Below are 26,159 nucleotides of genomic sequence, written 5' to 3' on the forward strand. Positions count from 1 at the left end.
CCCTCACAACCATGGTCAGCACACCCCCCACAACCCCCCACACCTGACCTTCTCGAGGAGCACCCTTGAGTACAGGAACCACAGGTCGCAGACGTACAGGCGCGGCACTCGCCGCGCTCCTCCTCCCCGTCGCGGCACTCATCGGCTTCACCGCACAGGCCCACGCCCAGGCCCACGGCATCCGCGAAGCGGGCCCCTCCGCAACGGCGACATTTGTCAAGACCTCCGACTGGGGCACCGGTTACCAGGCGCAGTGGACCGTCAAGAACACCGGGACAACGGCCGTCAGCGGCTGGACCGTCGAGTGGGACCTCCCCTCGACCACCACCGTCGGCACCTACTGGGACGCCCTCGTCACCTCATCCGGCTCGCACTACACCGCGAAGAACCGGGAGTACAACGGCTCCATAGCCCCCGGCGCGAGCGTCACCTTCGGCTTCACCGCCTCGGGCGGCGGCAGCCCCACGGGCTGCAAGCTCAACGGCGGCGCGTGCGACGGCTCTTCGACGGACACGCCGCCCGGCGCACCCGGGCAGCCCGTCTCCACGGCGGTCACGGCGAACAGCGTCTCGCTGAAGTGGCCGGCCGCCACCGGCGCCAAGGGCATCAAGAACTACGACGTCTACCGCGGCAGCACCAAGGTCACGACCGTCACCGGACTCGCCCACACGGACACGGGGCTGAGCCCCGACACCGCGTACACCTACACCGTCGTGGCCCGGGACACCGCGGACCGGACCGGCCCCGCCAGCGCCCCGCTGACCGTACGCACCACCGGCGGCGGCGGACCCCAGCCCGGGGGTGGCAGTGCCAAGGTCGGCTACTTCGTGCAGTGGGGCATCTACGGCCGCGGCTACACCGTGAAGTCGCTGGACACCACCGGCGCGGCGGCCAAACTGACCCACATCAACTACGCGTTCTCCAACATCGACCCGAACAACCTCACCTGTCTCAACGGTGTCACCAAGGCCACCGGGTCCAACCCCGAGGACCCCAGCCAGGGTGACGGCGCGGGCGACTCCTGGGCCGACTACGAGAAGGGCTTCGGCGCCGGCGATTCCGTCGACGGCACGGGCGACACCTGGGACCAGCCGCTCGCCGGCAACTTCAACCAGCTGAAGAAGCTCAAGGCCAAGTACCCGAACCTCAAGGTCAACCTGTCCATCGGCGGCTGGACGTACAGCAAGTACTTCTCGGACGCCGCCAGGACCGATGCCTCCCGGCAGAAGTTCGTGAAGTCCTGCGTCGACATGTACCTCAAGGGCGACCTGCCGGTCAGCAACGGCCGCGGCGGCCCCGGGACGGCGGCCGGGATCTTCGACGGGTTCGACATCGACTGGGAGTGGCCGGGCTCCGACGGCCACCCGGGCAACCACGTCTCCCCGGACGACAAGGCCAACCTCACGCTGCTGATGGCCGAGTTCCGCAAGCAGCTCGACGCCTTCGGCGCCACCACCGGCAAGCACTACCTGCTGACGGCCTTCACCCCGGCGGACCCGGCCAAGATCGCCAACGGCTGGCAGATCGGCGGCACGCCCAACGTCTTCCAGTCCATGGACTTCGCCAACGTCCAGGGCTACGACTTCCACGGCTCCGGCAGCGACAACAGCTGGGAGCCCAACCGCACGGGCCACCAGGCCAACCTGTACGCCGACCCCAACGACCCGTACTCCACCAAGTTCAGCGTCGACAAGACCGTCCAGACCTACCTCGACGCCGGCGTCGACCCGCAGAAGCTGACCATAGGCCTCGCCTTCTACGGCCGCGGCTGGCAGCAGGTCACCGACGGCGGTGCGCACGGGGCGTGGCAGAAGGCCAACGGTGCCGCGCCCGGGCAGTTCCCCGAGGAGGCGGGGACGCGCGGCTACGACAACCTGATCGCGTCCGTACCCAACCTGACCGTCTACCACGACGAACAGGCCGTCGCCACCTACGGGTTCACCGGCGACAACGGCCAGTGGTGGACGTTCGACGACACCTGGTCGATCGGCAAGAAGGTCGCCTGGCTCAAGTCCAAGAACCTCCTGGGCGCCATGATCTGGGAGATGTCGGGCGACAGCGGCACACTGATGTCCGCGCTGGACAACAGCCTGCGGTGAAACAGCTGTGGGACGGACCAGGGGTCCGTCCCACGACTACGCCACGTTGACCCGCTGCCCCGGCGGTGCCGCCTCCAGCCAGGCCAGGAATCCGGTGAGGGCGTCCTCGCTCATCGCCAGCTCGAGCCGCGTACCGCGGTGCACGCACACCAGCACCACCGCGTCGGACAGCAGCGCCAGTTCCTCCTCGCCCCGCGGCATCCGCCGCTCCAGCACCTCGATCGAGGAACGCTCGAGCATCCGGCGCGGCCGGTACGCGTAGGAGAACACCCGGAACCACTCGATCCGGTCACCGCTGTAGCGGGAGACGCCGTACACCCAGCCCTTGCCCGCGGGATCGGCGGGTTCCTCGGAGATGTTCCAGCGCAGACTGCAGTCGAAGGTACCGCCGGACCGCTGGATGAGCCGTCTGCGCATCCCGAAGACGAAGAGTCCCAGCAACACCAGCAGAATGACGATGCCGCTCACGAGCAGAGCGAGGACCATCTCCACCGACCTCCTCGCATGATCTAGAGCAACCGCACCTGTTATTGCCTCAGCCGCGGACCACCCCGGTTTTGTTCCGGGGGGTCCGCGGCTGAGGGACACACTTCAGCGGGCCGCGGGCTAATGGCCGCCCGTGACCGCCTGCAGCCGGACGGACGCCCGGCGCTCGGCGGCCGCGTCGGCCTTCTCCTTCGCGCCCTCCAACGCCCGCTCGGCGCGCTGGACATCGATCTCGTCCGCCAGCTCCGCGACCTCCGCGAGCAGCGAAAGCTTGTCGTCCGCGAACGAGATGAATCCACCGTGCTGCGCCGCGACGACGGTGCCCTCGGCAGTCTTGATGGTCACCGGGCCGGACTCCAGCACACCGAGCAGCGGCTGGTGGCCGGGCATGACGCCGATGTCACCCGATGTGGTACGCGCGATAACGAGCGTGGCCTCGCCGGACCAGACGCTCCGGTCCGCCGCGACCAGCTCGACGTGCAGCTCAGCAGCCAACGTGGCTCCTCGGGTCTTACGCCTGCCGGGTCCGACGGGCGTTGGGTCAAAGAATAGGGGACGTACGGACCGGGGGCGGGACTGCCCCGCCCCCGGTCACTGGAGCACCAGGGCTCAGGAGACGCCCAGCTCCTTGGCGTTCTTCTTGAGGTCCTCGAGACCACCGCACATGAAGAAGGCCTGCTCCGGGAAGTGGTCGAACTCACCGTCGCAGATCGCGTTGAACGCGGCGATGGACTCGTCCAGCGGAACGTCCGAACCGTCGACACCGGTGAACTGCTTCGCCGCGTGGGTGTTCTGCGACAGGAAGCGCTCAACGCGACGGGCGCGGTGGACGACCAGCTTGTCCTCTTCGCCCAGCTCGTCGATACCGAGGATCGCGATGATGTCCTGCAGGTCCTTGTACTTCTGCAGGATCCCCTTGACGCGGGTGGCCGCGTTGTAGTGGTCCTGCGCGATGTAACGCGGGTCCAGGATGCGGGACGTCGAGTCCAGCGGGTCGACCGCCGGGTAGATGCCCTTCTCCGAGATCGGACGCGACAGAACGGTGGTGGCGTCCAGGTGGGCGAAGGTGGTCGCCGGGGCCGGGTCGGTCAGGTCGTCCGCGGGGACGTAGATCGCCTGCATCGAGGTGATCGAGTGACCACGGGTCGAGGTGATGCGCTCCTGGAGGAGACCCATCTCGTCGGCCAGGTTCGGCTGGTAGCCCACCGCGGAGGGCATGCGGCCGAGCAGGGTCGAGACCTCGGAACCGGCCTGCGTGAAGCGGAAGATGTTGTCGATGAAGAACAGCACGTCCTGCTTCTGCACATCGCGGAAGTACTCCGCCATGGTCAGACCGGCCAGGGCCACGCGCAGACGGGTGCCCGGGGGCTCGTCCATCTGGCCGAAGACCAGCGCGGTCTTGTCCAGAACGCCCGACTCTTCCATTTCCTGGATGAGGTCGTTGCCCTCACGGGTGCGCTCACCGACACCGGCGAACACGGAAACACCCTCGTGCAGCTTCGCCACACGCATGATCATTTCCTGGATCAGCACGGTCTTGCCGACACCGGCACCACCGAACAGACCGATCTTGCCGCCCTTGACGTACGGGGTCAGCAGGTCGACGACCTTCAGACCCGTCTCGAACATCTCGGTCTTCGACTCGAGCTGGTCGAACGCCGGGGCCTTGCGGTGGATGGACCAGCGCTCGGTGACCTCGGACTCGGCCTCGGGCTCGTTCAGGATGCGGCCCAGGGTGTTGAACACCCGGCCCTTGGTGACGTCACCGACGGGCACGGTGATGCCCTCGCCGGTGTCGGTCACCGCGGCCTGGCGGACCAGGCCGTCGGTGGGCTCCATGGAGATGGCGCGCACCAGGCCCTCGCCCAGGTGCTGCGCGACCTCGAGCGTCAGGATCTTCTTCTTGCCGGCCTCGGCCGGGTCGGAGACCTCGACGGTCAGGGCGTTGTAGATCTCCGGCATCGCGTCGACGGGGAACTCCACGTCGACGACGGGGCCGATGACCCGTGCGACGCGGCCCGCCGCAGCAGCCGTCTCAACAGTGGTGGTCATTTAGCGGTCACTCCCCGCGGTCGCGTCGGCCAGGGCGCTCGCGCCACCGACGATCTCGCTGATTTCCTGGGTGATGTCGGCCTGTCGGGCCGCGTTGGCAAGCCGCTTGAGCGACTTGATGAGATCTTCGGCGTTGTCGGTCGCCGACTTCATCGCCCGGCGGCGGGCCGCGTGCTCGGAAGCGGCGGCCTGCAGCAGGGCGTTGTAGATACGGGACTCGACATACCGCGGCAGCAGCGCGTCGAGCACGCCCTCGTCCGACGGCTCGAAGTCGTACAGCGGCAGGATCGTCTCCTTGGCCACCCCCGACTCCTCGGCCGTGTCCTCGAGGCGCAGCGGCAGCAGCCGCTTGTCGACCGGCGTCTGCGTCATCATCGACACGAACTCCGTGAAGACGATGTGCAGTTCGTCCACGCCGCCCTCGGCCGTGTCCCGCAGGACGGCCTCGATCAGCGGGCCCGCCACCTTCTTGGCGTCGGCGTAGGTCGGGCTGTCGGTGAAGCCGGTCCACGAGTCGGCCACCGGGCGCTCACGGAAGGCGTAGTACGCCACACCCTTGCGCCCGATGATGTAGTGGACGACCTCCTTGCCCTCCTCGCGCAGCCGCGCGGTGAGCACGTCCGCCGCCTTGATGGCGTTCGAGGAGTAGCCGCCCGCCAGACCGCGGTCGCTCGTGACGAGCAGGACCGCGGCCCGGACCGGCTTCTCGGCCTCGGTGGTCAGCGGGTGCTTGGTGTTCGACCCGGTGGCAACCGCGGTCACCGCCCGGGTGAGCTCACTGGCGTACGGAGTCGACGCGGCCACCTGGCGCTGTGCCTTGATAATGCGCGAGGCGGCGATCATCTCCATCGCCTTGGTGATCTTCTTGGTCGCGGAGACGGTCTTGATCCGCCTCTTGTAGACCCGGATCTGGGCACCCATGCTCAGCCCTCGCCCAGCAGCTTGCCGTCCGCGGTCTCGAACTGCTGCTTGAAGGACCCGACCGCGTCACCCAGGGACTGCAGCGTGTCGTCGGACATCTTGCCGCCCTCGACGATGCTGGTCATCAGACCCTTGTGGTCACGGTGCAGGTAGTCCAGCAGCTCGCGCTCGAAGCGGCGGATGTCCTCGACCGGGACGTCGTCCATCTTGCCGGTGGTGCCGGCCCAGATGGAGACGACCTGGTCCTCGGTGGCGTACGGCGCGTACTGGGTCTGCTTCAGCAGCTCGACCATGCGCTTGCCGCGCTCGAGGGACGCCTTGGAGGCCGCGTCCAGGTCGGAACCGAAGGCGGCGAACGCCTCGAGCTCACGGAACTGGGCGAGGTCCACGCGGAGTCGGCCGGAGACCTGGCGCATGGCCTTGTGCTGGGCGGAGCCACCGACACGGGAGACCGAGATACCGACGTTCAGGGCCGGGCGCTGGCCGGCGTTGAACAGGTCGGACTCCAGGAAGCACTGGCCGTCGGTGATGGAGATGACGTTGGTCGGGATGAACGCCGACACGTCGTTGGCCTTGGTCTCGACGATCGGCAGACCGGTCATCGAGCCGGCGCCCATCTCGTCGGAGAGCTTGGCGCAGCGCTCCAGCAGACGCGAGTGCAGGTAGAAGACGTCGCCCGGGTAGGCCTCACGGCCCGGCGGACGGCGCAGCAGCAGGGAAACGGCACGGTAGGCGTCGGCCTGCTTCGACAGGTCGTCGAAGACGATCAGGACGTGCTTGCCCTGGTACATCCAGTGCTGGCCGATGGCGGAACCGGTGTAGGGGGCCAGGTACTTGAAGCCCGCCGGGTCGGACGCCGGGGCCGCGACGATGGTCGTGTACTCGAGGGCGCCCGCCTCCTCCAGCGCACCGCGGACGGCCGCGATGGTGGAGCCCTTCTGGCCGATGGCGACGTAGATGCAGCGGACCTGCTTGTTCGGGTCGCCGGTGCGCCAGTTGGCACGCTGGTTGATGATCGTGTCGATCGCCAGGGCGGTCTTGCCGGTCTGGCGGTCGCCGATGACCAGCTGACGCTGGCCACGGCCGATCGGGGTCATGGCGTCGACGGCCTTGTAGCCCGTCTCCATAGGCTCGTGGACCGACTTGCGGACCATGACGCCGGGGGCCTGCAGTTCGAGGGCACGGCGGCCCTCGGTCTTGATCTCGCCGAGACCGTCGATCGGGTTGCCCAGCGGGTCGACGACGCGGCCGAGGTAGCCCTCGCCCACACCGACGGAGAGCACCTCACCGGTGCGCTGCACCGGCTGGCCCTCCTCGATGCCGCTGAACTCGCCGAGGACGACCGCACCGATCTCGCGCTCTTCGAGGTTGAGGGCGAGGCCGAGGGTGCCGTCCTCGAACTTCAGCAGCTCGTTCGCCATGGCCGAGGGAAGACCCTCGACCTTCGCGATGCCGTCGCCGGCAGCGCTGACCGTACCGACCTCCTCGCGCGAGGCCGCGTCCGGCTTGTACGCCTGGACAAAGTTCTCCAGTGCGTCCCGGATCTCCTCCGGCCGGATCGTGAGCTCCGCCATCTGGGTTCCCTGCTCTCCTTGTTGGGCCCGAAGTATTTCTTCGTCACCGTCGGCCCAACCCGGGCCGTCAGTCATGCTCTTGAGTTGGTGGTCGGTCGGCGTCAGCCGGCCATCCGGCGGCCCGCCTCGGCGAGCCGGTCCGCGATGGTGCCGTTGATGACCTCGTCGCCGATCCGCACCTGGACACCGCCGACGATCTCGGGGTCGACGTCCAGGTTCAGGTGGACGCGTCGCCCGTAGAGCCGGGTCAGTGCGTCGCCGAGGCGGCGCTTCTGCTCGTCCGTCAGCGGCACCGCGGAGGTGACCTCCGCGACCATCCGGTCCCGGCGGTCCGCGGCCAGCTTGGAGAGGGCGTTGAGCCCGCCTTCCAGGCTACGGCCTCGCGGCGCCGTCACCAGGCGGACGACGAGCCGTTCGGTGACCGCGTTCGCGCGGCCGCCCAGCAGGCTGTGCAGCAGCTGCGCCTTGGCGGCACGCTCGGCGACCTTGTCGGTCAGCGCGGCCCGCAGCGCGGGGTCCGAGCCGACGATCCGGCCGAAGCGGAACAGCTCGTCCTCTACGTCGTCCAGGTCACCGGCCCGCTGGGCGGCGACCAGGTCGGCGGTGGCGGCGAGCTCCTCGAGCGCGTCCACCAGGTCACGGGAGGCGGACCAGCGCGAGCGGACCATGCCGCGCACCAGGTCGGTGCACTCCTCGCCGACCTGTCCGGTCAGCAGACGGCCCACCAGCTCGGCCTTGGCCTCGCCGGCCTGCGCCGGGTCGGTGAGAACCCGGCGCAACGACACCTCGCGGTCGAGCAGCGCGGTGACGGAGGCCAGGTCCCCGGCGAGCTCGGCGGCGTCGACGGACGTGTTGTCCGCCAGCGCGTTCAGGCTCTCGCGTGCGGAACCCAGGGCTTCGCGGCTCGCTCCGTTCATCGGCCGGCCTCCGCCTTCACATCGTCGGCCGCCTTGGTCTCGAGCGCGTCGAGGAAGCGGTCGATCGTCCGGCCCTGCCGGGCGGAGTCCTTCAGGGACTCGCCGACGATCCGGCCGGCCAGGTCGATGGCCAGCGCGCCGACGTCCTGGCGGAGCCCGGCCGCGGCGACCTGGCGGTCGGCCTCGATCTGGGCGTGACCGGCAGCGATGATCTCCTCACGCTGCCGCTGGCCCTCGGCCCGCATCTCGGCGATCAGCGCGACGCCCTGCTCCTGCGCCTCCTGGCGCAGCCGCGCGGCCTCGTGGCGGGCGTCGCCGAGCTGGGCCCGGTAGTCCTCGAGAACCTGCTGAGCCTCGTCCTGGGCTGCCTTGGCCTTCTCCATGCCGCCCTTGATTGCCTCACGGCGCTCGTCCAGAACCTTGTTGATGTTCGGGAGGAGCTTCTTGCCGAGGAAAACGAAGACGATGAGGAAGGCGATAAGGCCGATGACAAGCTCTGGGATCGGCGGGAGGAGTGGGTTCTCCACTTCCTCGGCCGCCCGCATGACCAGGGCGTTCACATCAGTGCCTTTCGTCGAAAAGGGTGGTCGTGGAGGTCGTCTTACTGGAAGACGAAGCCCATGACGATGCCGATCAGGGCGAGCGCCTCACAGAAGGCGAAGCCCATGATCTGGTTGGTGCGGATCAGGCCGGCGGCCTCGGGCTGGCGGGCCAGGGCCTGGGTGCCGTTGCCGAAGATGATGCCGACGCCGACGCCCGGGCCGATCGCGGCGAGGCCGTAGCCGATCGCGCTGGCGCTGCCGGTGAAGGCAGTCTTGGAGGCGAGGTTGACCATTTCGAGAGCAGCGGACATGCCGTTACTTCCTTCTCTTTCACTGACCGGTGGGGGTTGGCCACCGACGTCTTTTGGTTCCGGTGTGGTGCTGAGGGGAGCGGGAACGACTCAGTGGTGCTCGGCGAGTGCGCCCTGGATGTAGCTGGTGGCCAGGAGCACGAAGACGTACGCCTGAACGGCCTGGATGAAGAGCTCGAAAGCGGTCATCGCGATGGTCATCAGGAAGGACGCACCCGCGTAGGCGATGCCGATCCCGTTCAGCAAGTACCAGCTGGCGACGGTGAACATCACGATCAGCAGGTGGCCGGCGAACATGTTGGCGAAGAGCCGGACCGCGTGGGTGAAGGGCCGGATGAGCACGTTCGAGAAGAACTCGATCACGACGATCAGCGGGAGGACCCAGCCGAGGGACTTGTCGTAGCCGGTGATGTTCTTCCAGCCGCCGACGAAGCCGTGCTTCTTGAAGGTCAGGCCCATCCACAGGACGTAGACGATCAGGGCGAGCGCCGCCGGGTAGGCGATGATCGAGGTCACCGGGAACTGGGCGACCGGGATGATGGACCAGAGGTTCATGATCCATACGAAGAAGAAGAGCGAGACCATCAGCGGGACGTACTTCTCGCCCACCCGCTTGCCGAGGGCCTCGTAGACGATGCCGCGGCGCACGAAGTCGTAACCGGCCTCGCCGACCATCTGCAGCTTGCCCGGCACCACCTTGGCCCGGCCGAAGGCCGCCCAGAAGAAGCCGATCACCACGACGGTGGTCAACACCGCCAGCAGCATGGGCTTGTTGAACTCGTATCCGCCGACGGTGAAGAGCGGTTCGAAGAGGAACGAGTGGAGCCCTGGAGCCGGGAAGCCGCACCCATTGAAGATGTGGCAATCCGTCTCGAAGGCGAGCATCTGGTCAGCACTCACCGCGAGCTCCTTCAGCGTGGCGCATAGGTACGGCAACCTCGTTGTGTCGGCGCGGCGTGCAGCCACGGAACGGCACTGGACTGGTCTTACGGATGGGGGTGCGGCAGGTCGGCCTGGGGCCGAAAGGCATCGCGGGCGTCAGCTGCGCGGTCTTCCGCGTCCGCTGCACCTCAGATGGCACCGGACGATAGCAGGTGAGCACGTCAGCATTTATCTCGGCCCTACCGCTCATGAGGGAGACCCGCTCGGCGCGGGCTTCTTCGTCTCCCCGGCCTCCGGATCCACGTAGAGAATCTTGGCCTTCATGTACGCCCGCGCCTGCGCCGCGATCCAGGTCAGCGTCGTGGCGAGCAGCGCGAAGGCGAACGCCTTGGTGTTGAACAGCGTGGTGTGCTTGAACACCACGAGGAACACCGCCACGAACAGGAACTGGGTCATGTAGAGCAGCAGCCCCATCGCCTGGAAGAGATGGGGGAATTGCCGCGCGGTCCGCTGAAGGGCGATCAGGCCCCCGCCCATCACGGCGAGCGAGAGGAGGGTGCCGACGGCGGAACCGATGGCTCCCTTGCCTCCGGCGAGTGCGAAACCTGCGGCGATGGCGACAACACCGACAATGGCTGTCGGCACGGCGCACTGAACCGGCATTCGGGCGTCGTTGGCCTGCATGAAGGGTCTCTCCGGCGGAGTCGGAAGCAACGATTCGTCGGGGACGAGCGTATCCCGGGGGAACGAGGGGTCTCGTGATCGAAGGGCCGTCGCACTACGGTCCTTGCGTCTCTGCCGCCCGGGTTTCGTGAACGGTATCACAAACTATTTGATGAGGCCTTTACCTATATCGTGTGCAACCCATCACACGCAAGGGTCAAGCCACTTGCAAGCCGCTGACGGTCCGTACTAGCCCTGACCTTCGGCCTTGCCCCGCAGCGCGAAGCGCTGCCGCTCCCCCACCGCCGTACAGCCGCCGAGCCCCTCCTGGCGGGCCAGGGCGTCCCGGGCCTCGGCCTGCGCGGCCTCGGCCGCGGTCGGCCGCGGGAGGCGGCGGTAGCGCGGCGGGACGACGTGCTGCGCCCAGCGCGGTGCGCGGGGGGTGAAGCGGGGCAGCACCAGCAGGGTGAGGCCGACGGCGCTCAGCGCCACGATGACCAGCGGGATCCACATGCTCGCCGCGTTCACCGAGTAGGCGACGGTGCCGAAGCCGATGAGCGCGGACCAGAAGTACATGATCAGCACCGCGCGGCTGTGCGAGTGCCCGAGCTCCAGCAGCCGGTGGTGCAGGTGCCCGCGGTCCGCCGCGAACGGCGACTGACCGTTCCAGGTGCGCCGCAGGATGGCGAGGACGAGGTCGGCGGCCGGGATGGCGATCACCGTGAGCGGCAGCAGCAGCGGGATGTAGACCGGCACCATGCCGCGGGTCGCGGCCCGCTCGGACCCCGCGAACAGCTCCATCGCGTCCGGGTCCACCTGGCCCGTCATGGAGATCGCGCCCGCCGCGAGCACCAGCCCGATGAGCATCGAGCCCGAGTCGCCCATGAAGATCCGCGCGGGGTGCATGTTGTGCGGCAGGAAGCCCAGACACATGCCCATCAGGACCGCGGCGAACAGCGTCGCGGGCGCCGCCGCCTCCAGGTTGTGCCCGTACCAGAGCCGGTACGCGTACAGGAAGAACGCCGCGGCGGCGATGCACACCATGCCCGCGGCCAGGCCGTCCAGGCCGTCGACGAAGTTCACCGCGTTGATGGTGATGACGACCAGCGCCACCGTCAGCAGCGTGCCCTGCATCGGGGTCAGCGCGACCGCGCCCACGCCGGGCACCGGAATCGACAGGATCGTCAGGCCCTGGAGCACCATCACGCCCGCGGCGATCATCTGGCCGCCCAGCTTCACCAGGGCGTCCACGCCCCATTTGTCGTCCAGCACCCCGAGCAGCCAGATCAGCCCGGCACCGGACAGCAGGGCTCTCGGCTCGTTCGTCGCGAAGACGCCCTTGAGGCCCGACAGGTGCGCCGCGACCAGCATGCCCGCGCACAGCCCGCCGAACATGGCGATGCCCCCGAGCCGCGGGGTCGGTTCGCGGTGGACGTCGCGGGCGCGGATCTCCGGCATCGCACCGGCCATGATCGCGAACTTCCGTACCGGACCCGTCAGCAAGTAGGTGACCGCCGCGGTCACGCACAGCGTCAACAGGTATTCACGCACGGGCTGCCCCAGAGATCTCGCCGGACATCACAGCCCAACACCATAAGCGCGTCCGCCTCCGATACGTGAATGGAGATGAAGACGTGCACCACCTCCGGTCGGTTCCCGGCGATCATGCCGGGACGGGGTACGGCGGGAAGCGTTCCACCAGCTCCGCCACCGCCGTGCGGACCTCGCCCGAGGACTCCTCCCCCCGCAGCGCCGCGCCGGTCAGCACCGCGACGCGGCGCATCTCCGCCTCGCCCATGCCCTGCGTGGTGACCGCCGCCGTGCCCAGGCGCAGCCCCCGCGAGGCGCCGTGCCCCAGGCCGCAGACGTCCAGCACGATGCCGGCGGCGGCGAGCCTGCCGCGGGCCGCGGTGGCGTCCAGGGCGAACGGGGCGACGTCCGCGGTGATCAGGTGAGTATCGGTGCCGCCGGTGGCGATGTCCAGGCCCTCGGCGGCCAGCGCCGCCGCAAGCACCCGGGCATTGGCCACGACCTGGTGGGCGTACGCGGCGAAGGCCGGGGTCGCGGCCTCGCCGAAGGCGACGGCCTTCGCGGCGATGCTGTTCATCTGCGCACCGCCCTGGGTGAACGGGAACACCGCCCGGTCGATGCGCTGCGCCGGCCGCGCACCGCACATGACCAGCCCGCCGCGCGGTCCGCGCAGCACCTTGTGCGTGGTCGCGCACACCACGTCGGCGTACGGGACCGGATTGGGCGCCGCTCCCCCGGCGACCAGGCCGATGGGGTGGGCGGCGTCCACGATCAGATGGGCATCGACCTCGTCGGCGATCTCCCGGAAGACGGCGTAGTCGGGGTGTCTCGGGTACGAGATCGAGCCGCACACGATCGCCCGGGGGCGCAGCCTGCGGGCGAGGTCGCGCACCTCGTCGTAGTCGATCAGGCCGGTGTCCGAGCGGACCCCGTAGCCGGTGAAGTCGAACCAGCGGCCCGAGAAGTTGGCCGGGGAGCCATGGGTGAGGTGCCCGCCCTGTCTCAGGCTCATCGCCAGCACCCGGTCGCCGGGTCTGAGCAGTGCGGCATAGGCGGCCAGCACGGCGGCGGAGCCGGAGTGCGGCTGGACGTTGGCGTGTTCGGCGCCGAACAGCGCCTTCGCCCGGTCGCCGGCGATGCGCTCGGCGACGTCGACCAGCTCGCAGCCGCCGTGGTGGCGGGCGCCGGGGTATCCCTCGGCGTACTTGTTGACGAGCGGCGATCCCAGCGCGGCGAGCACGGCGGGCGAGGTGAAGTTCTCGGCCGCGATCAGCTGGAGTCCGGTGGACTGGCGTACGGCCTCACCGAGCAGCACACCGGCGACCTCGGGGTCCTGCCGCAGCAGCGCCTCGAAGCCGGGTCCCCAGTCGGGACGCGTGCCGACGGTGTCGGCCGCGGTGGCGGCCCGGGCCTGAGCGGGGGTGACGGGCATCGTGGGCTCCGATGCTTTTGGGGGCTCACCCCCAATGTAGGCCCGCCACCGGGCGTACGCAGCGCCTACGCCGGTGCGGGCATGCCGGTGAGCGCCGTCACCACCGGATCCAGCGCCTGGCTGATCTCGTCGCCGATGGAACGGAAGAAGGTGATCGGGGCGCCGTAGGGGTCGTGGACCTCGTCCGCCTCCGCGTCCGGGGCGAGCAGCCAGCCGCGCAGCGCGGCGGCGGCCTGCACCAGCGCCCGGGCGCGCTCGACGACCCCGCCGGGGTGGTCGGGCGCCGGGAGCGTGGTCGGGTCGATGGCCCTCACGAGCCGGGTGAACTCCTTGAGCGTGAAGGTGCGCAGGCCCGCGGAGTGGCCCATCGAGATGACCTGGGCGCGGTGGTCACGGGTGGCGGTCAGGACGAGGTCGGCGCGGATGACGTGCTCGTCGAGGAGCTCACGGCCCATGAAGCCGTGCGCGTCGGCGCCGAAGTCCGCGAGGACGGTCGCCGCGTGCGCCTCCATGGGCGCGCCCTCGTGCCCCCAGGTGCCCGCGCTCTCCACCAGGAGACCGCCGGTGAAGGGGTCGCCGAGGCGCTCGCTCAGGGCATGCCGCGTCAGCCGCTCGGTGATGGGCGAGCGGCACACGTTTCCGGTGCTGACGTGGAGGATGCGGAAGATGTCGGGGGTCGTCTCCGGTCCCGCTATGCCACGCCCCTGCGGGGCGATCAATTGGCCACCTCGAGGTCGGGTACCACCTCGCGGAGCTGCTCCGCGCTGATCGCGCCGGCGCGCAGCAGGACGGGCACCTTGCCGGTGACGTCCACGATGGAGGACGGCACGTCGGCGGGGGTGGGGCCGCCGTCGAGGTAGACGGAGACGGAGTCGCCGAGCATCTCCTGCGCGGCGTCACAGCTCTGCGGGGCCGGGTGGCCGGTGAGGTTGGCGCTGGAGACGGCCATCGGGCCGAACTCGGTGAGGAGTTCGATGGCCACCGGGTGCAGCGGCATCCGCACGGCGACGGTGCCGCGGGTCTCCCCCAGGTCCCAGGTCAGGGACGGCTGGTGGTTGGCGACGAGGGTCAGGGCGCCGGGCCAGAAGGCGTCGACGAGCTCCCAGGCCTGCTCGGAGAAGTCCGTGACAAGCCCGTGCAGGGTGTTCGGGGAGCCCACGAGGACGGGCGAGGGCATGCCCCGGCCACGGCCCTTGGCCTCCAGCAGGTCGCCCACGGCCTCGCGGCTGAAGGCGTCCGCACCGATGCCGTACACGGTGTCGGTGGGCAGCACGACCAGCTCGCCGCGGCGGACCGCGGCAGCGGCTTCGCGCAGACCGGTCTTGCGGTCGGTCGCGTCGCTGCAGTCGTAACGCCGTGCCATCTCTAGCCAACCTCCTCGTGCGGGGCAAATGTCTGGGGTGTCGCGTTTTCTACGACCGGGAGGGTCACGGCATGGCCTTTCGCGCCGTGGCGAACCGGGGCCGGTTGTTGAGGTCGGGGTGGTCGGCCGCGTCGGCCCAGCCCCGCTCCTCGGTGAAGATCCACGGCACCTGGCCGCCCTGCGTGTCGGCATGCTCGATGACGACGACGCCGCCGGGGCGCAGCAGCCGGTGGGCGGTGCGCTCGAGGCCGCGGATGGTGTCGAGGCCGTCCTCGCCGGAGAACAGCGCGAGCTCGGGGTCGTGGTCGCGGGCCTCGGGGGCGACGTACTCCCACTCGGTGAGCGGGATGTACGGGGGGTTGCTGATGACCAGGTCGACCTGGCCGTCGAGCTCGGGGAGGGCCTCGAGGGCGTTGCCGTGGTGGAGCTGTACGCGCGATCCCTCGACGTTCTTCTGCGCCCAGCCCAGGGCCGTCTCGTCGAGCTCGACGGCGTGCACGCGCGAGCGCGGCACCTCCTGGGCGAGCGCGAGGGCGATGGCGCCGGAGCCGGTGCACAGGTCGACGATGAGGGGCTCGACGACGTCCATGGCGCGCACGGCGTCTATGGCCCAGCCGACGACGGACTCCGTCTCGGGCCGGGGCACGAAGACGCCGGGGCCCACCTGGAGTTCCAGGTAGCGGAAGAAGGCGCGACCGGTGATGTGCTGGAGGGGTTCGCGGGCCTCACGGCGCGCGACGGCCTCCCAGTAGCGGGCGTCGAAGTCCGCGTCGGCCACCAGGTGCAGCTCTCCGCGTTTGACGCCGTGCACGAAGGCGGCGAGCTCCTCCGCGTCGAAGCGCGGGGAGGGTACGCCGGCGTCGGCCAGCCGCTGGGTGGCCTGTGCCACCTCGGCGAGCAGCAGGTTCACTGGGCCTTCCTCCTGTTGCGCTCCATGACCATCGGTTTTCCCGGGGGTTACTGGGCGGCGGCGAGCTTGGCCGCCGAGTCGGCGTCCACGCACGCCTGGATCACCGCGTCCAGTTCGCCGTCGAGGACCTGGTCCAAGTTGTACGCCTTGAAACCGACCCGGTGGTCCGAGATGCGGTTCTCAGGGAAGTTGTATGTCCGGATCTTCTCCGACCGGTCGACCGTGCGCACCTGGCTGCGGCGCGCGTCGGCGGCCTCCGCCTCGGCCTTCTCCTGCGCGGCGGCCAGCAGCCGGGAGCGCAGGATGCGCATGGCCTGCTCCTTGTTCTGGAGCTGGCTCTTCTCGTTCTGGCAGGAGGCCACGACGCCGGTGGGCAGGTGGGTGATGCGCACGGCAGAGTCCGTGGTGTTGACGGACTGGCCGCCGGGGCCGGACGAGCGGTAGACGTCGATCCGCAGGTCGTTGGCGTTGATCTCGACGTCGATCTCCTCGGCCTCGGGCGTGACGAGCACGCCGGCGGCGGAGGTGTGGATGCGGCCCGCGGACTCGGTGGCGGGCACGCGCTGGACGCGGTGCACTCCGCCCTCGTACTTCAGCCGGGCCCACACGCCCTGGCCGGGCTCGGTGGCGCCGTTGCCGCCCTTGGTCTTGACCGCGACCTGGACGTCCTTGTAGCCGCCGAGCTCGGACTCGGTGGAGTCGATGATCTCGGTCTTCCAGCCGATGCGCTCGGCGTAGCGCAGGTACATGCGCAGCAGGTCGCCGGCGAAGAGGGCGGACTCGTCGCCGCCCGCGCCCGCCTTGATCTCGAGGATGACGTCCTTGTCGTCGCTGGGGTCGCGCGGGACGAGCAACAGCCGCAGCTTCTCGGTGAGTTCCTCGCGCTGCTTCTCGAGCTCCTTGACCTCGGCCGCGAAGTCCGGGTCGGCGGCGGCGAACTCCCGCGCGGTCTCGATGTCGTCGCCGGTCTGCTTCCAGGCGCGGTAGGTCCCGACGATCGGGGTCAGCTCGGCGTAGCGCTTGTTGAGCTTGCGGGCGTTGGCCTGATCCGCGTGCACGGCGGGGTCGGCGAGCCGCTTCTCGAGGTCGGCGTGCTCACCGACCAGTTCCTCGACTGCCTCGAACATCGAATTTCCTTCGGCGGAAGTGACGGACCTGCTGGACGACAAAGCGCCGGTCCGGTCGTCCCTCGCGGAAGGGACGACCGAAAACCGGCGCCTGCGGTTCGGCTACTTCTTGGCCGACCCGGCGTTCTTGCCGAAGCGGGCCTCGAACCGCGCCACACGGCCACCGGTGTCGAGGATCTTCTGCTTGCCCGTGTAGAACGGGTGGCACTCGGAGCAGATGTCGGCGCGGATGCTACCGCCGGCGACGGTGCTACGGGTGGTGAACGAGGCGCCACAGGTGCAGCTGACCTGGGTCTCGACGTACTCCGGGTGGATGTCGCGCTTCAAGGGGTTCTCCTAGGTTCGGGAGGGCACCGGGTCGCGGGGCGGGATTGCCGCGCGTGAACCGGGGCCGACGTACCAGTCTGCCAGTACTGGCCGCATCCCCCAAAACGGGGGGTGGGGGCCGCTTATTCCCGGGCTCGTTCCGGCCTATTTCACGACGCCGTCGGCGTCCGTCCTGGTGCCGGCGCCGTTCTTGAGCGCGGCGTCCGGGATGGGCTTGTCGTCGTGCAGCGCCTGCCAGACCTGCTTGGCCGCCGAGGGGATCGGGGCCACCCGGTTGTGGTCGATGGGGTCGTCCCCGACCGGGAGCGTGACCATGTGCATGTCGCCCGAGCCGATGTTCTTGAGCCCGTTGGCGAAGCCGAGCAGCTTGTCGACCGAGGCCAGCTCGGAGTCGGTGGTGAGCGCCTTGGTGGCGGTGTCGGCGATCCCGTAGAGCTTGGTGGGGTCGCCGAACAGGTCGACCGACTTCACCTGCTCGATCAGCGCCTTGATGAAGGCCTGCTGGAGCTTGATGCGGCCGAGGTCGCTGCCGTCGCCCACGCCGTGGCGGGTACGGACCAGGCCGAGCGACTGCTCGCCGTTGAGCTTGTGGGTGCCCGCGGCGAGGTTCAGGTGGCTCTTGTCGTCGTTGATCGGCTTGGTGGTGGTGACCTCGACTCCGCCGAGCTTGTCGATGAGGTTCTGGAAGCCCGAGAAGTCGACCTCGAGGTAGTGGTCCATGCGGATGCCGGTCATGGCCTCCACGGTCTTGACGGCGCAGACGGCGCCGCCGACCGAGTAGGCGTCGTTGAACTGCGCGCGCTGGGTCGCCGGGATGGTCTTCTTGCCGTCCGGCGAGGTGCACTCCGGCCTCGGGACCATGGTGTCGCGCGGGATGCTGACGGCGCTGGCCTTCTTGTGGCCCGCGTAGACGTGGATGATCATCGCCGTGTCGGAGCGGGCGCCGCCCTCGTCCTGGCCGTACTTGCTGTTGGCACCGGCCCGGGAGTCGGAGCCGAGCACGAGGATGTCCTGCGAGCCGTTGTCGACGTTCGCGGGGCGGTTGGTGCCGAGCGCGGCGTTGATGTCGACGCCGTGGAGGTTCCCGTTGAGCTTGTAGTAGACGAAACCGAGGCCCGAGCCTCCCAGGACGACCACCGCGGCGGTCGCCCAGAGGGCTATTCGCCAGCCCTTGCGGCGGGCCGGGGGCTTGCGCCGGCGCCCGCGGGTCCCGCCGGCGCGCCTGCGGCCCCGCGAACCGGCGTGCGCGCCCCTGTTCTCGTCAGCCATACGCTCTTCAGTCCTCCGCTGGTCTTCCGGATCCCCCCTGCCGCCTGGTCAGGCGCGGTGTCCCGCAGCCACTGAGACGGCGGGGTCTGCGACAGGGTTGCACGGAGGTCTCTGAGGACGTTCTTAGAAACGGGCACGCCAAAAGCGCCCAGCAGTCCCGAGCGCACCCCCTGCCACCTGCGCATTCTCACGTCACGGCGGAAGACGTACGGGACCGCGGCGGCCACCGGCCCTGTGGCAGATGTCTCAAAAGGTCACGGCAAGATCACGGCAAACGAAACTCCCCGCCACGATGCCGTGACGGGGAGGTTCTGTGCCGCGGAGCGTCAGTCGTTGCCGTTGCCCGGAGCAGGCGTGGTCTTCGCGATCTGCATCAGGAACTCGGCGTTGGACTTCGTCTGCTTCATCTTGTCGAGGAGCAGCTCGATGGCCTGCTGCGAGTCGAGCGCGTGCAGCACCCGGCGGAGCTTCCAGACGATCGCCAGTTCCTCGCCGCCCAGCAGGATCTCCTCCTTGCGGGTGCTGGACGCGTCCACGTCCACCGCCGGGAAGATGCGCTTGTCCGAGAGCTTCCGGTCGAGCTTGAGCTCCATGTTGCCGGTGCCCTTGAACTCCTCGAAGATCACCTCGTCCATCCGCGAGCCGGTCTCGACCAGCGCGGTGGCCAGGATGGTCAGCGAGCCGCCGTCCTCGATGTTGCGCGCCGCACCGAAGAACTTCTTCGGCGGGTAGAGCGCGGTCGAGTCGACACCACCGGACAGGATGCGGCCCGAGGCCGGGGCGGCCAGGTTGTAGGCGCGGCCCAGACGGGTGATCGAGTCCAGCAGGACGACCACGTCGTGACCCAGCTCCACGAGACGCTTGGCGCGCTCGATGGCCAGCTCGGCGACGGTGGTGTGGTCCTCGGCGGGGCGGTCGAAGGTCGAGGAGATGACCTCGCCCTTGACCGACCGCTGCATGTCGGTGACCTCTTCCGGACGCTCGTCGACCAGGACGACCATCAGGTGGCACTCGGGGTTGTTGGTGGTGATCGCGTTGGCGATCGCCTGCATGATCATGGTCTTGCCGGTCTTCGGCGGGGCCACGATCAGACCGCGCTGGCCCTTGCCGATGGGCGCGACCAGGTCGATGATGCGGGTCGTCAGCACGCCCGGGTCCGTCTCGAGCCGCATCCGGTCCTGCGGGTAGAGCGGGGTGAGCTTGCCGAACTCGGGGCGGCCGCGGCCGGTTTCGGGCGCCATGCCGTTCACCGAGTCGAGGCGGACGAGGGCGTTGAACTTCTCGCGCCGCTCGCCGTCCTTCGGCTGCCGCACCGCACCGGTGACGTGGTCGCCCTTGCGCAGGCCGTTCTTGCGGACCTGGGCGAGGGAGACGTAGACGTCGTTCGGGCCCGGCAGGTAGCCGGACGTACGGATGAAGGCGTAGTTGTCGAGGATGTCCAGGATGCCCGCGACGGGGATCAGGACGTCGTCGTCGGCGACCTGCGGCTCGCCCGCGAAGTCCTCACGGCCACGACGGCCGCGACGGTCGCGGTAACGGCCGCGCCGGCCGCGCCGGCCGCCTTCCTCGTCGTACTCGTCCTGCTGCGCGCCGCCCTGGGCACCGCGCTGCTGCTGACGGTTGCCGCCCTGCTGGCCGGCGTCCCCGTCACGGCCACGGCGGTCGCCACGGTCGCCGCGGTCACGGCCCTGGCGGTCGCCACGGCCCTGGCGGTCGCCCTTCTGGCGGTCGCCGCGGTCCTGACGCTCGCCCTTCTGCCGGCCCTCGGCGTCGGCCTCGGGCTTCTCCGAGGTCAGCACCTCGGTACGGGCCTCGGTCCGCGCCTCGGCGACCGGGGCCTCGGGGCTGCCGGCGGGCGCGGTCGCCCGACGGCGGCGGCGCTCGGCCGCGGGGGCCTCGTCACTGCTCGGCTGGCCCGGAATCTCGATCTGCTGCTGGGCGGCGGCCTGCTCGGCGGCCTTCTCGGAGGCACCGGCGGCTTCACCCGTGCGGGTCCGCGAGGTGGCACGGCGCTTCGGCTTGGCCTCGGCGGCCTCACCGGCCGCCGCGGGCTCGGCGGACTTGGCGGACGCGCCGGAGCCGGCGGCCTGCCTCTCCTTGATGACCTCGATCAGCTGGCCTTTGCGCATCCGCGCGGTGCCCTTGATGCCGAGGCTGGAGGCGAGCTGCTGCAGCTCTGCCAGGACCATGGCGTCGAGGCCCGTGCCCGAGCGTCGCCGCCTGGGGGCGGCGGGAGCGTCCGTGGCGGGCGCGGAGGCATTCACGCCCATCAGATCGGTGGTGTCGCTCACGAAGGGGTCCTTCCCTGGAGCGGGCGTCGGCCTGTCTGGCTCGGCGACCGGTTGTGCTGTCCGACTGCGGTCCTGTTGCGCGGACCGGGCCGGGGCGGTGGTCCGCCGCGGTACGGCGGAAGAATCAGTGCATTGATGCCGGCGCGAAGAAATCAGTGAAGACAAGACGCATCGCTTCACTCATGTCGCTCACGCCGATTCCGGAGCGTGCTCGAATCTGCTCAGGCAGTCTGGGAGGCTCCCGGAAGAAAAGCGGTCCCTGATCGGGACACAGAGCACCGAGCCGACGTGGCTTCGGGTGCAGACTTGAGGTTAACACTACCGGATCCCACAAACATTCCCCCTCTCAAAGACCGGCAACCGCGTTTTTCGCGGGACCGGGGTCTCCCCCGGCCGCCCTGTTCAGGCGAGCGGCAATACGCTCGTCCCCCCGGCGTCGAAGGCCAGCCTGTCGGCCGCCCATCCTTCGCCCGCCATCCGTGCGACCTTGCCGGCCGCACCGTCTTCGACCAGCGCGAGCACCGTGGGGCCCGCGCCGGAGATGACCGCGGGAATGCCGTCCCCCCGCAGTCGGTTGACCAGGGCCACGCTCTCCGGCATCGCCGGGGAGCGGTACTCCTGGTGGAGCCGGTCCTCCGTGGCCGGCAGCAGCAGCTCGGGGCGCCGGGTGAGCGCCTCCACGAGCAGCGCCGCACGGCCGGCATTGGTCGCCGCGTCCACATGGGGGACGCTGCGCGGCAGCAGCCCCCGTGCGGTCTCGGTCGCCACCGCCTTGGCCGGCACGAAGACCACCGGAACGATGGAATCGGCCGGGTCCATCCGAATGGCCCGGGCCACTCCGGCATCCGTCCAGGCCAGGGTGAAACCGCCGAGCAGACACGCGGCGACGTTGTCCGGGTGACCCTCGATCTCGGTCGCCAGCTCCAGCATCGCCGTGTCGTCGAGCCGCTCGGCCCCGCCTATGGTCACCGCCCGGGCCGCGACGATCCCGGCACAGATCGCGGCGGCGGAGGAGCCGAGGCCCCGCCCGTGCGGAATGCGGTTGGCGCATACGAGCTCGAGCCCGCGCGGCTGGCCGCCGAGCAGTTCGAAGGTGGTGCGCAGCGACCGTACGAGCAGGTGGCGCTCGTCGCGCGGCAGAGTGTCGGCACCCTCGCCGGCGATGTCGATGTGCAGCCCGGATTCGGCCACCCGGACCACGACATCGTCGTAGAGGCCCAGGGACAGACCGAGGGCGTCGAAGCCGGGACCGAGGTTGGCACTGGTGGCAGGGGTGCGCACTCGGACGGCGGCGGCGCGGAAGGCGGGACCGGCCATCGGTCGATGACTCTCCTTGATGTGGCCTTGGTGGGCTGGCGACATCCGCAAGGGTCGCGACGACAGCGATACCGCGTGGGGGGCGGTTCGGGTCTGCGACGGGGCGGAGTTGAGGACAGCCTATCGAAGGAAGGTTCTGTGGCGACATAGGGCGCACAGGAGGCGCACGACGCGTGTCGCCTGCGGCGCGCCGGAATTGGGGGCGTTGCCCCGGTTCGGGTGCCCGGGACTGCGCCCCGGGCACCCCGGTTACTACCCCAGACCGAGCTGCCGCGCGGCGGCGCCCGCGTCCACCGGAACGGTGACGGGCTGCGGCGCACCGGCCACCGCCCAGTCCGGGTCCTTCAGGCCGTTGCCGGTGACCGTACAGACGATGCGCTGCCCCGGGTCGACCAGGCCCTGCTCCGCGGCCTTGAGCAGACCGGCGACGCTCGCCGCCGAGGCGGGCTCGACGAAGACGCCCTCCTGCGCGGCCAACAGCCGGTAGGCGGCCAGGATCTGGCGGTCGGTCACCTCGTCGATGAGACCGCCCGATTCGTCCCGCGCCTGCTCGGCGAACTGCCACGACGCGGGGTTGCCGATGCGAATCGCGGTGGCGATGGTGTGGGGGTCCTTCACCGGCTCGCCGCGCACGATCGGCGCCGAACCGGAGGCCTGGAAGCCCCACATGCGCGGGGTGCCGGAGGCGATGCCGTCCGCCGCGTACTCGCGGTAGCCCCGCCAATAGGCCGTGATGTTCCCGGCGTTGCCCACCGGCAGCACATGGATGTCGGGGGCGTCGCCGAGCGCGTCGACGATTTCGAAGGCCGCGGTCTTCTGGCCCTCGATACGCACCGGATTGACCGAATTGACCAGCGCCACCGGGTAGTTCTCGGACAGCTGGCGCGCCAGCGTCAGGCAGTCGTCGAAGTTGCCGTCGACCTGGAGGATGCGCGCGCCGTGCACCAGCGCCTGGCCCATCTTGCCCAGCGCGATCTTGCCCTGCGGCACCAGCACGGCACAGACCATCCCGGCGCGCACCGCGTAGGCGGCGGCCGAGGCGGAGGTGTTGCCGGTGGAGGCGCAGATGACGGCCTTCGCGCCCTCCTCCTTGGCCCGGGTGATGGCCATGGTCATGCCGCGGTCCTTGAAGGAACCGGTCGGGTTGGCGCCCTCGACCTTGAGGTGCACCTCACAGCCGGTGCGCTCGGACAGCACCTGGGCGGGGACGAGCGGCGTGCCGCCCTCGCGCAGGGTGACGATGTGGGTGTCGGCCGATACGGGGAGCCGGTCGCGGTACTCCTCGATGATGCCGCGCCACTGGTGGGTGGTCCTGTTTGCAGACATGACTTCCGTAACTCCCTTACTCGCCCTCGACCCGCATGATGCTCGCCACGCCCCGCACCGTGTCCAGGCGGCGCAGCGCCAGGACCGTCGCCGACAGGGCGGAGTCGGGCGCCCGGTGCGTGACGACGACGAGCGCCGCGTCACCGTCCTTGCCCTTCTGGCGGACGGTGTCGATGGAGACGCCGTGCTCGGCGAAGACCGTGGCGACCTGGGCGAGGACACCCGGCTTGTCGGCCACGTCCAGGCTGATGTGGTAGCGGGTGACCACTTCGCCCATCGGGCTCACCGGCAGCTGCGCGTAAGCCGATTCGCCGGGGCCGGTGGACTGCGCGAGCTTGTTGCGGCAGACGGCGACGAGGTCGCCGAGGACCGCGGAGGCGGTCGGCGAGCCGCCCGCACCCGGTCCGTAGAACATCAACTGCCCGGCGGCGTCGGCCTCGACGAACACCGCGTTGTACGCCTCGCGCACCGAGGCGAGCGGGTGGCTCAGCGGAATCATCGCCGGGTGCACGCGCGCGGTGACCGACCGGCCGTCGGCCGCGCGCTCGCAGATGGCGAGGAGCTTGATGGTGCAGCCCATCTGCTTCGCGGACGCGAAGTCCGCGGCCGTGACCTCCGTCATGCCCTCGCGATGGACGTCGTCGAGCCGCACCCGGGTGTGGAAGGCGATACCGGCCAGGATCGCGGCCTTGGCGGCGGCGTCGAAGCCCTCGACGTCGGCGGTCGGGTCCGCCTCCGCGTACCCGAGGGCGGTGGCCTCGTCGAGCGCCTCGGAGTAGCCCGCGCCGCTGGTGTCCATCTTGTCGAGGATGAAGTTCGTCGTGCCGTTGACGATGCCCAGCACCCGGTTGACCTTGTCGCCCGCGAGCGACTCGCGCAGCGGCCTGATCAGCGGAATCGCGCCGGCGACGGCCGCCTCGTAGTAGAGGTCGGCACCATGGCGCTCGGCCGCGGCGTGCAGGGCGGCGCCGTCCTGGGCGAGCAACGCCTTGTTGGCGGAAACCACGCTCGCGCCGTGCTCGAAGGCGGTGGTGATCAGCGTACGGGCGGGCTCAACGCCGCCGATCACCTCCACGACCACATCGATGTCACCGCGCTTGACGAGCTCGGTCGCATCGGTGGTGACCAGCTCCGCCGGCACCCCGGCCCGTACCAGGCTGGGGCGGCGGACCGCGATGCCCGCCAGCTCGACCGGTGCGCCGATCCTCGCCGTGAGGTCGTCCGCGTGCGTCGTCATGATGCGCGCCACCTCTGAGCCGACCACTCCACAGCCCAGCAGCGCCACTTTCAGCGGACGCGTACGCATCATCCGACCTCGTTTCTCATACATCTGCAGTGATACACAGTCTCACTCACCGGACGGAGGTTTCCCGCCTCCGTCCAGCATCCGAGACCCCTATTTCCGTTTTTACTGACTCGTGCCTCAGCCGACGTCGAGCCGAAGAAGATCCTCTTCGGTCTCGCGCCGCACGATCACCCGTGCCGCGCCGTCCTTGACCGCCACGACCGGCGGGCGCAGCGCATGGTTGTAATTACTGGCCATCGAGCGGCAGTACGCACCGGTGGCGGGCACCGCGAGCAGGTCGCCGGGAGCCACGTCGGCGGGCAGGAAGGCGTCGCGCACGATGATGTCGCCGGACTCGCAGTGCTTGCCCACCACGCGCGAGAGCATCGGCCCGGCCGTCGACGTACGGGAGACCAGCGCCACGCTGTACTCGGCGTCGTACAGCGCCGTACGGATGTTGTCGGACATTCCGCCATCGACGCTGACGTACGTCCGCAGACCCGGCAACTCCTTGATGGTGCCCACCTCGTACAGCGTGAAGGCCGTCGGACCCACGATCGCGCGCCCGGGCTCGACGGACAGCCGGGGTACGGCCAACCCGGCCGCGGCGCACTCGCGCCCGACGATCTCGCGCAGGGCCACGGCGATCTCGTGGGGCTCGCGCGGGTCGTCCTCCGAGGTGTAGGCGATGCCGAGGCCGCCGCCGAGGTCGATCTCGGGCAGCTCGACACCGTGCTCGTCGCGGACCTCCTTCAGCAGGCCGACGACGCGGTGCGCCGCCACCTCGAAGCCCGAGGTGTCGAAGATCTGGGAGCCGATGTGCGAGTGGATGCCGATGAGTTCGAGGCCGTCGAGCTTCAGCGCCCGCCGGACGGCCTCGGCGGCCTGCCCGCCGGCGAGCGGGATGCCGAACTTCTGGTCCTCGTGGGCGGTGGCGATGAACTCGTGCGTGTGCGCCTCGACACCGACGGTCACCCGGATCTGCACCCGCTGCCGCTTGCCGAGCCGCGCGGCGATGTGCGCGACGCGCACGATCTCCTGGAAGGAGTCGAGCACGATGCGCCCGACGCCCGCCTCGACGGCGCGCGTGATCTCCTCGGTCGACTTGTTGTTGCCGTGCAGGGCGATCCGCTCGGCGGGCATGCCCGCGGCGAGCGCCGTGGCCAGCTCGCCGCCGGAGCAGACGTCGAGGTTGAGCCCCTCCTCGGCCAGCCAGCGCACGACGGCCCGGGAGAGGAACGCCTTGCCCGCGTAGAAGACATCGGCCTCCTCGCCGAAGGCCTCCCTCCAGGCCCGGCAGCGGGCCCGGAAGTCGTCCTCGTCGAGGAAGTACGCGGGCGTGCCGAACTCCTCGGCGAGCTTCTTGACGTCGATCCCGCCGACGGTCACGACGCCGTCGGTGTCCCGGGCGACCGTACGGGACCAGACGCGCGGGTCGAGGGAGTTGAGGTCGTCGGGCGGAGAGACGTAGTGCCCCTCGGAAAGCACATCGGCATAGCGGGGCCCGGCGGGGTGGGCGGAGCGGCTCATGACTC

Annotated in this window: 24 protein-coding genes; 1 reads left to right on the forward strand and 23 read right to left on the reverse strand. The window is 69.8% G+C overall.

Annotated features, from left to right (window positions below):
- Window positions 1-65 precede the first annotated feature (65 nt).
- Window positions 66-2,099, forward strand: a complete 2,034-nt coding sequence (locus tag ACV530_RS08160; protein ID WP_494331614.1) for a glycosyl hydrolase family 18 protein — start codon at window positions 66-68, stop codon at window positions 2,097-2,099.
- A gap of 36 nt (window positions 2,100-2,135) precedes the next feature.
- Here ACV530_RS08160 and ACV530_RS08165 read toward each other — a convergent pair whose 3' ends face one another.
- The 23 genes from ACV530_RS08165 to lysA all read right to left on the reverse strand — a co-directional run bounded on the left by ACV530_RS08165 (window position 2,136) and on the right by lysA (window position 26,154).
- Complete coding sequence (locus ACV530_RS08165) at window positions 2,136-2,585, reverse strand: DUF2550 domain-containing protein (RefSeq protein WP_494331781.1); 450 nt, start codon at window positions 2,583-2,585, stop codon at window positions 2,136-2,138.
- Window positions 2,586-2,705: 120 nt separating this feature from the next.
- A complete protein-coding gene (locus ACV530_RS08170; RefSeq protein ID WP_494331615.1) occupies window positions 2,706-3,080 on the reverse strand; it encodes a F0F1 ATP synthase subunit epsilon in 375 nt (124 codons plus the stop codon).
- 114 nt (window positions 3,081-3,194) lie between these two features.
- Entirely contained in the window at window positions 3,195-4,637 is a 1,443-nt protein-coding gene (atpD, locus tag ACV530_RS08175) for a F0F1 ATP synthase subunit beta (protein WP_494331616.1), read from the reverse strand.
- Entirely contained in the window at window positions 4,638-5,558 is a 921-nt protein-coding gene (locus tag ACV530_RS08180) for a F0F1 ATP synthase subunit gamma (protein WP_494331617.1), read from the reverse strand.
- A gap of 2 nt (window positions 5,559-5,560) precedes the next feature.
- Window positions 5,561-7,132: a F0F1 ATP synthase subunit alpha gene (atpA, locus tag ACV530_RS08185; RefSeq protein WP_494331618.1), complete on the reverse strand. Its 1,572-nt coding sequence runs from the start codon at window positions 7,130-7,132 to the stop codon at window positions 5,561-5,563.
- Window positions 7,133-7,233: 101 nt separating this feature from the next.
- The gene (locus tag ACV530_RS08190; RefSeq protein WP_494331619.1) at window positions 7,234-8,049 is read right to left on the reverse strand and encodes a F0F1 ATP synthase subunit delta; all 816 of its coding nucleotides are present in this window, start codon (window positions 8,047-8,049) and stop codon (window positions 7,234-7,236) included.
- Complete coding sequence (locus ACV530_RS08195) at window positions 8,046-8,609, reverse strand: F0F1 ATP synthase subunit B (RefSeq protein WP_494331620.1); 564 nt, start codon at window positions 8,607-8,609, stop codon at window positions 8,046-8,048. The genes ACV530_RS08190 and ACV530_RS08195 overlap by 4 nt, the downstream gene beginning before the upstream one ends.
- Before the next feature lie 41 nt (window positions 8,610-8,650).
- Window positions 8,651-8,902 carry an ATP synthase F0 subunit C gene (gene atpE / locus ACV530_RS08200; RefSeq protein ID WP_494331621.1) on the reverse strand — a complete coding sequence of 84 codons (252 nt, stop codon included), beginning with the start codon at window positions 8,900-8,902 and terminating at the stop codon, window positions 8,651-8,653.
- Between the two features lie 90 nt (window positions 8,903-8,992).
- Window positions 8,993-9,802: a F0F1 ATP synthase subunit A gene (gene atpB, locus ACV530_RS08205; RefSeq protein ID WP_494331622.1), complete on the reverse strand. Its 810-nt coding sequence runs from the start codon at window positions 9,800-9,802 to the stop codon at window positions 8,993-8,995.
- A gap of 228 nt (window positions 9,803-10,030) precedes the next feature.
- The gene (locus tag ACV530_RS08210) at window positions 10,031-10,468 is read right to left on the reverse strand and encodes a Cg1360 family ATP-synthase-associated protein (protein ID WP_494331623.1); all 438 of its coding nucleotides are present in this window, start codon (window positions 10,466-10,468) and stop codon (window positions 10,031-10,033) included.
- A 228-nt stretch (window positions 10,469-10,696) separates the two neighbouring features.
- Window positions 10,697-12,010: an MraY family glycosyltransferase gene (locus ACV530_RS08215; protein WP_494331782.1), complete on the reverse strand. Its 1,314-nt coding sequence runs from the start codon at window positions 12,008-12,010 to the stop codon at window positions 10,697-10,699.
- Window positions 12,011-12,110: 100 nt separating this feature from the next.
- Entirely contained in the window at window positions 12,111-13,409 is a 1,299-nt protein-coding gene (gene glyA / locus ACV530_RS08220) for a serine hydroxymethyltransferase (protein WP_494331624.1), read from the reverse strand.
- A 65-nt stretch (window positions 13,410-13,474) separates the two neighbouring features.
- A complete protein-coding gene (locus ACV530_RS08225; protein WP_494331625.1) occupies window positions 13,475-14,128 on the reverse strand; it encodes an arsenate reductase/protein-tyrosine-phosphatase family protein in 654 nt (217 codons plus the stop codon).
- Entirely contained in the window at window positions 14,125-14,772 is a 648-nt protein-coding gene (locus tag ACV530_RS08230) for an L-threonylcarbamoyladenylate synthase (protein WP_494331626.1), read from the reverse strand. The genes ACV530_RS08225 and ACV530_RS08230 overlap by 4 nt, the downstream gene beginning before the upstream one ends.
- A gap of 64 nt (window positions 14,773-14,836) precedes the next feature.
- A complete protein-coding gene (gene prmC, locus ACV530_RS08235; protein WP_494331627.1) occupies window positions 14,837-15,682 on the reverse strand; it encodes a peptide chain release factor N(5)-glutamine methyltransferase in 846 nt (281 codons plus the stop codon).
- Window positions 15,683-15,729: 47 nt separating this feature from the next.
- Window positions 15,730-16,809, reverse strand: coding sequence for a peptide chain release factor 1 (gene prfA, locus ACV530_RS08240; RefSeq protein WP_494331628.1), 1,080 nt, complete (start codon window positions 16,807-16,809; stop codon window positions 15,730-15,732).
- Between the two features lie 102 nt (window positions 16,810-16,911).
- The gene (gene rpmE, locus ACV530_RS08245; protein ID WP_030414149.1) at window positions 16,912-17,136 is read right to left on the reverse strand and encodes a 50S ribosomal protein L31; all 225 of its coding nucleotides are present in this window, start codon (window positions 17,134-17,136) and stop codon (window positions 16,912-16,914) included.
- A 144-nt stretch (window positions 17,137-17,280) separates the two neighbouring features.
- On the reverse strand, window positions 17,281-18,405 hold the full coding sequence (locus tag ACV530_RS08250) for an LCP family protein (protein WP_494331629.1): 1,125 nt from the start codon (window positions 18,403-18,405) through the stop codon (window positions 17,281-17,283).
- 326 nt (window positions 18,406-18,731) lie between these two features.
- Window positions 18,732-20,696, reverse strand: coding sequence for a transcription termination factor Rho (rho, locus tag ACV530_RS08255; RefSeq protein ID WP_494331630.1), 1,965 nt, complete (start codon window positions 20,694-20,696; stop codon window positions 18,732-18,734).
- Between the two features lie 402 nt (window positions 20,697-21,098).
- Window positions 21,099-22,013 carry a homoserine kinase gene (thrB, locus tag ACV530_RS08260; protein ID WP_494331631.1) on the reverse strand — a complete coding sequence of 305 codons (915 nt, stop codon included), beginning with the start codon at window positions 22,011-22,013 and terminating at the stop codon, window positions 21,099-21,101.
- 252 nt (window positions 22,014-22,265) lie between these two features.
- Window positions 22,266-23,339, reverse strand: coding sequence for a threonine synthase (thrC, locus tag ACV530_RS08265; RefSeq protein ID WP_494331632.1), 1,074 nt, complete (start codon window positions 23,337-23,339; stop codon window positions 22,266-22,268).
- 16 nt (window positions 23,340-23,355) lie between these two features.
- Window positions 23,356-24,648, reverse strand: a complete 1,293-nt coding sequence (locus ACV530_RS08270) for a homoserine dehydrogenase (RefSeq protein ID WP_494331633.1) — start codon at window positions 24,646-24,648, stop codon at window positions 23,356-23,358.
- A gap of 114 nt (window positions 24,649-24,762) precedes the next feature.
- Window positions 24,763-26,154, reverse strand: coding sequence for a diaminopimelate decarboxylase (lysA, locus tag ACV530_RS08275; protein WP_494331634.1), 1,392 nt, complete (start codon window positions 26,152-26,154; stop codon window positions 24,763-24,765).
- Window positions 26,155-26,159: the final 5 nt, after the last annotated feature.

The sequence above is a fragment of the Streptomyces sp. SX-6 genome, assembly GCF_059089585.1.

What these genes read in the sequence shown, in the direction of transcription:
- ACV530_RS08165 (WP_494331781.1), bottom strand. Translation starts at nt 2,585, where the DNA reads ATGGTCCTCGCTCTGCTCGTGAGCGGCATCGTCATTCTGCTGGTGTTG.
- atpD (WP_494331616.1), bottom strand. Translation starts at nt 4,637, where the DNA reads ATGACCACCACTGTTGAGACGGCTGCTGCGGCGGGCCGCGTCGCACGG.
- ACV530_RS08180 (WP_494331617.1), bottom strand. Translation starts at nt 5,558, where the DNA reads ATGGGTGCCCAGATCCGGGTCTACAAGAGGCGGATCAAGACCGTCTCC.
- atpA (WP_494331618.1), bottom strand. Translation starts at nt 7,132, where the DNA reads ATGGCGGAGCTCACGATCCGGCCGGAGGAGATCCGGGACGCACTGGAG.
- ACV530_RS08190 (WP_494331619.1), bottom strand. Translation starts at nt 8,049, where the DNA reads ATGAACGGAGCGAGCCGCGAAGCCCTGGGTTCCGCACGCGAGAGCCTG.
- atpE (WP_494331621.1), bottom strand. Translation starts at nt 8,902, where the DNA reads ATGTCCGCTGCTCTCGAAATGGTCAACCTCGCCTCCAAGACTGCCTTC.
- ACV530_RS08210 (WP_494331623.1), bottom strand. Translation starts at nt 10,468, where the DNA reads ATGCAGGCCAACGACGCCCGAATGCCGGTTCAGTGCGCCGTGCCGACA.
- glyA (WP_494331624.1), bottom strand. Translation starts at nt 13,409, where the DNA reads ATGCCCGTCACCCCCGCTCAGGCCCGGGCCGCCACCGCGGCCGACACC.
- ACV530_RS08230 (WP_494331626.1), bottom strand. Translation starts at nt 14,772, where the DNA reads ATGGCACGGCGTTACGACTGCAGCGACGCGACCGACCGCAAGACCGGT.
- prfA (WP_494331628.1), bottom strand. Translation starts at nt 16,809, where the DNA reads ATGTTCGAGGCAGTCGAGGAACTGGTCGGTGAGCACGCCGACCTCGAG.
- ACV530_RS08250 (WP_494331629.1), bottom strand. Translation starts at nt 18,405, where the DNA reads ATGGCTGACGAGAACAGGGGCGCGCACGCCGGTTCGCGGGGCCGCAGG.
- thrB (WP_494331631.1), bottom strand. Translation starts at nt 22,013, where the DNA reads ATGGCCGGTCCCGCCTTCCGCGCCGCCGCCGTCCGAGTGCGCACCCCT.
- thrC (WP_494331632.1), bottom strand. Translation starts at nt 23,339, where the DNA reads ATGTCTGCAAACAGGACCACCCACCAGTGGCGCGGCATCATCGAGGAG.
- ACV530_RS08270 (WP_494331633.1), bottom strand. Translation starts at nt 24,648, where the DNA reads ATGATGCGTACGCGTCCGCTGAAAGTGGCGCTGCTGGGCTGTGGAGTG.
- lysA (WP_494331634.1), bottom strand. Translation starts at nt 26,154, where the DNA reads ATGAGCCGCTCCGCCCACCCCGCCGGGCCCCGCTATGCCGATGTGCTT.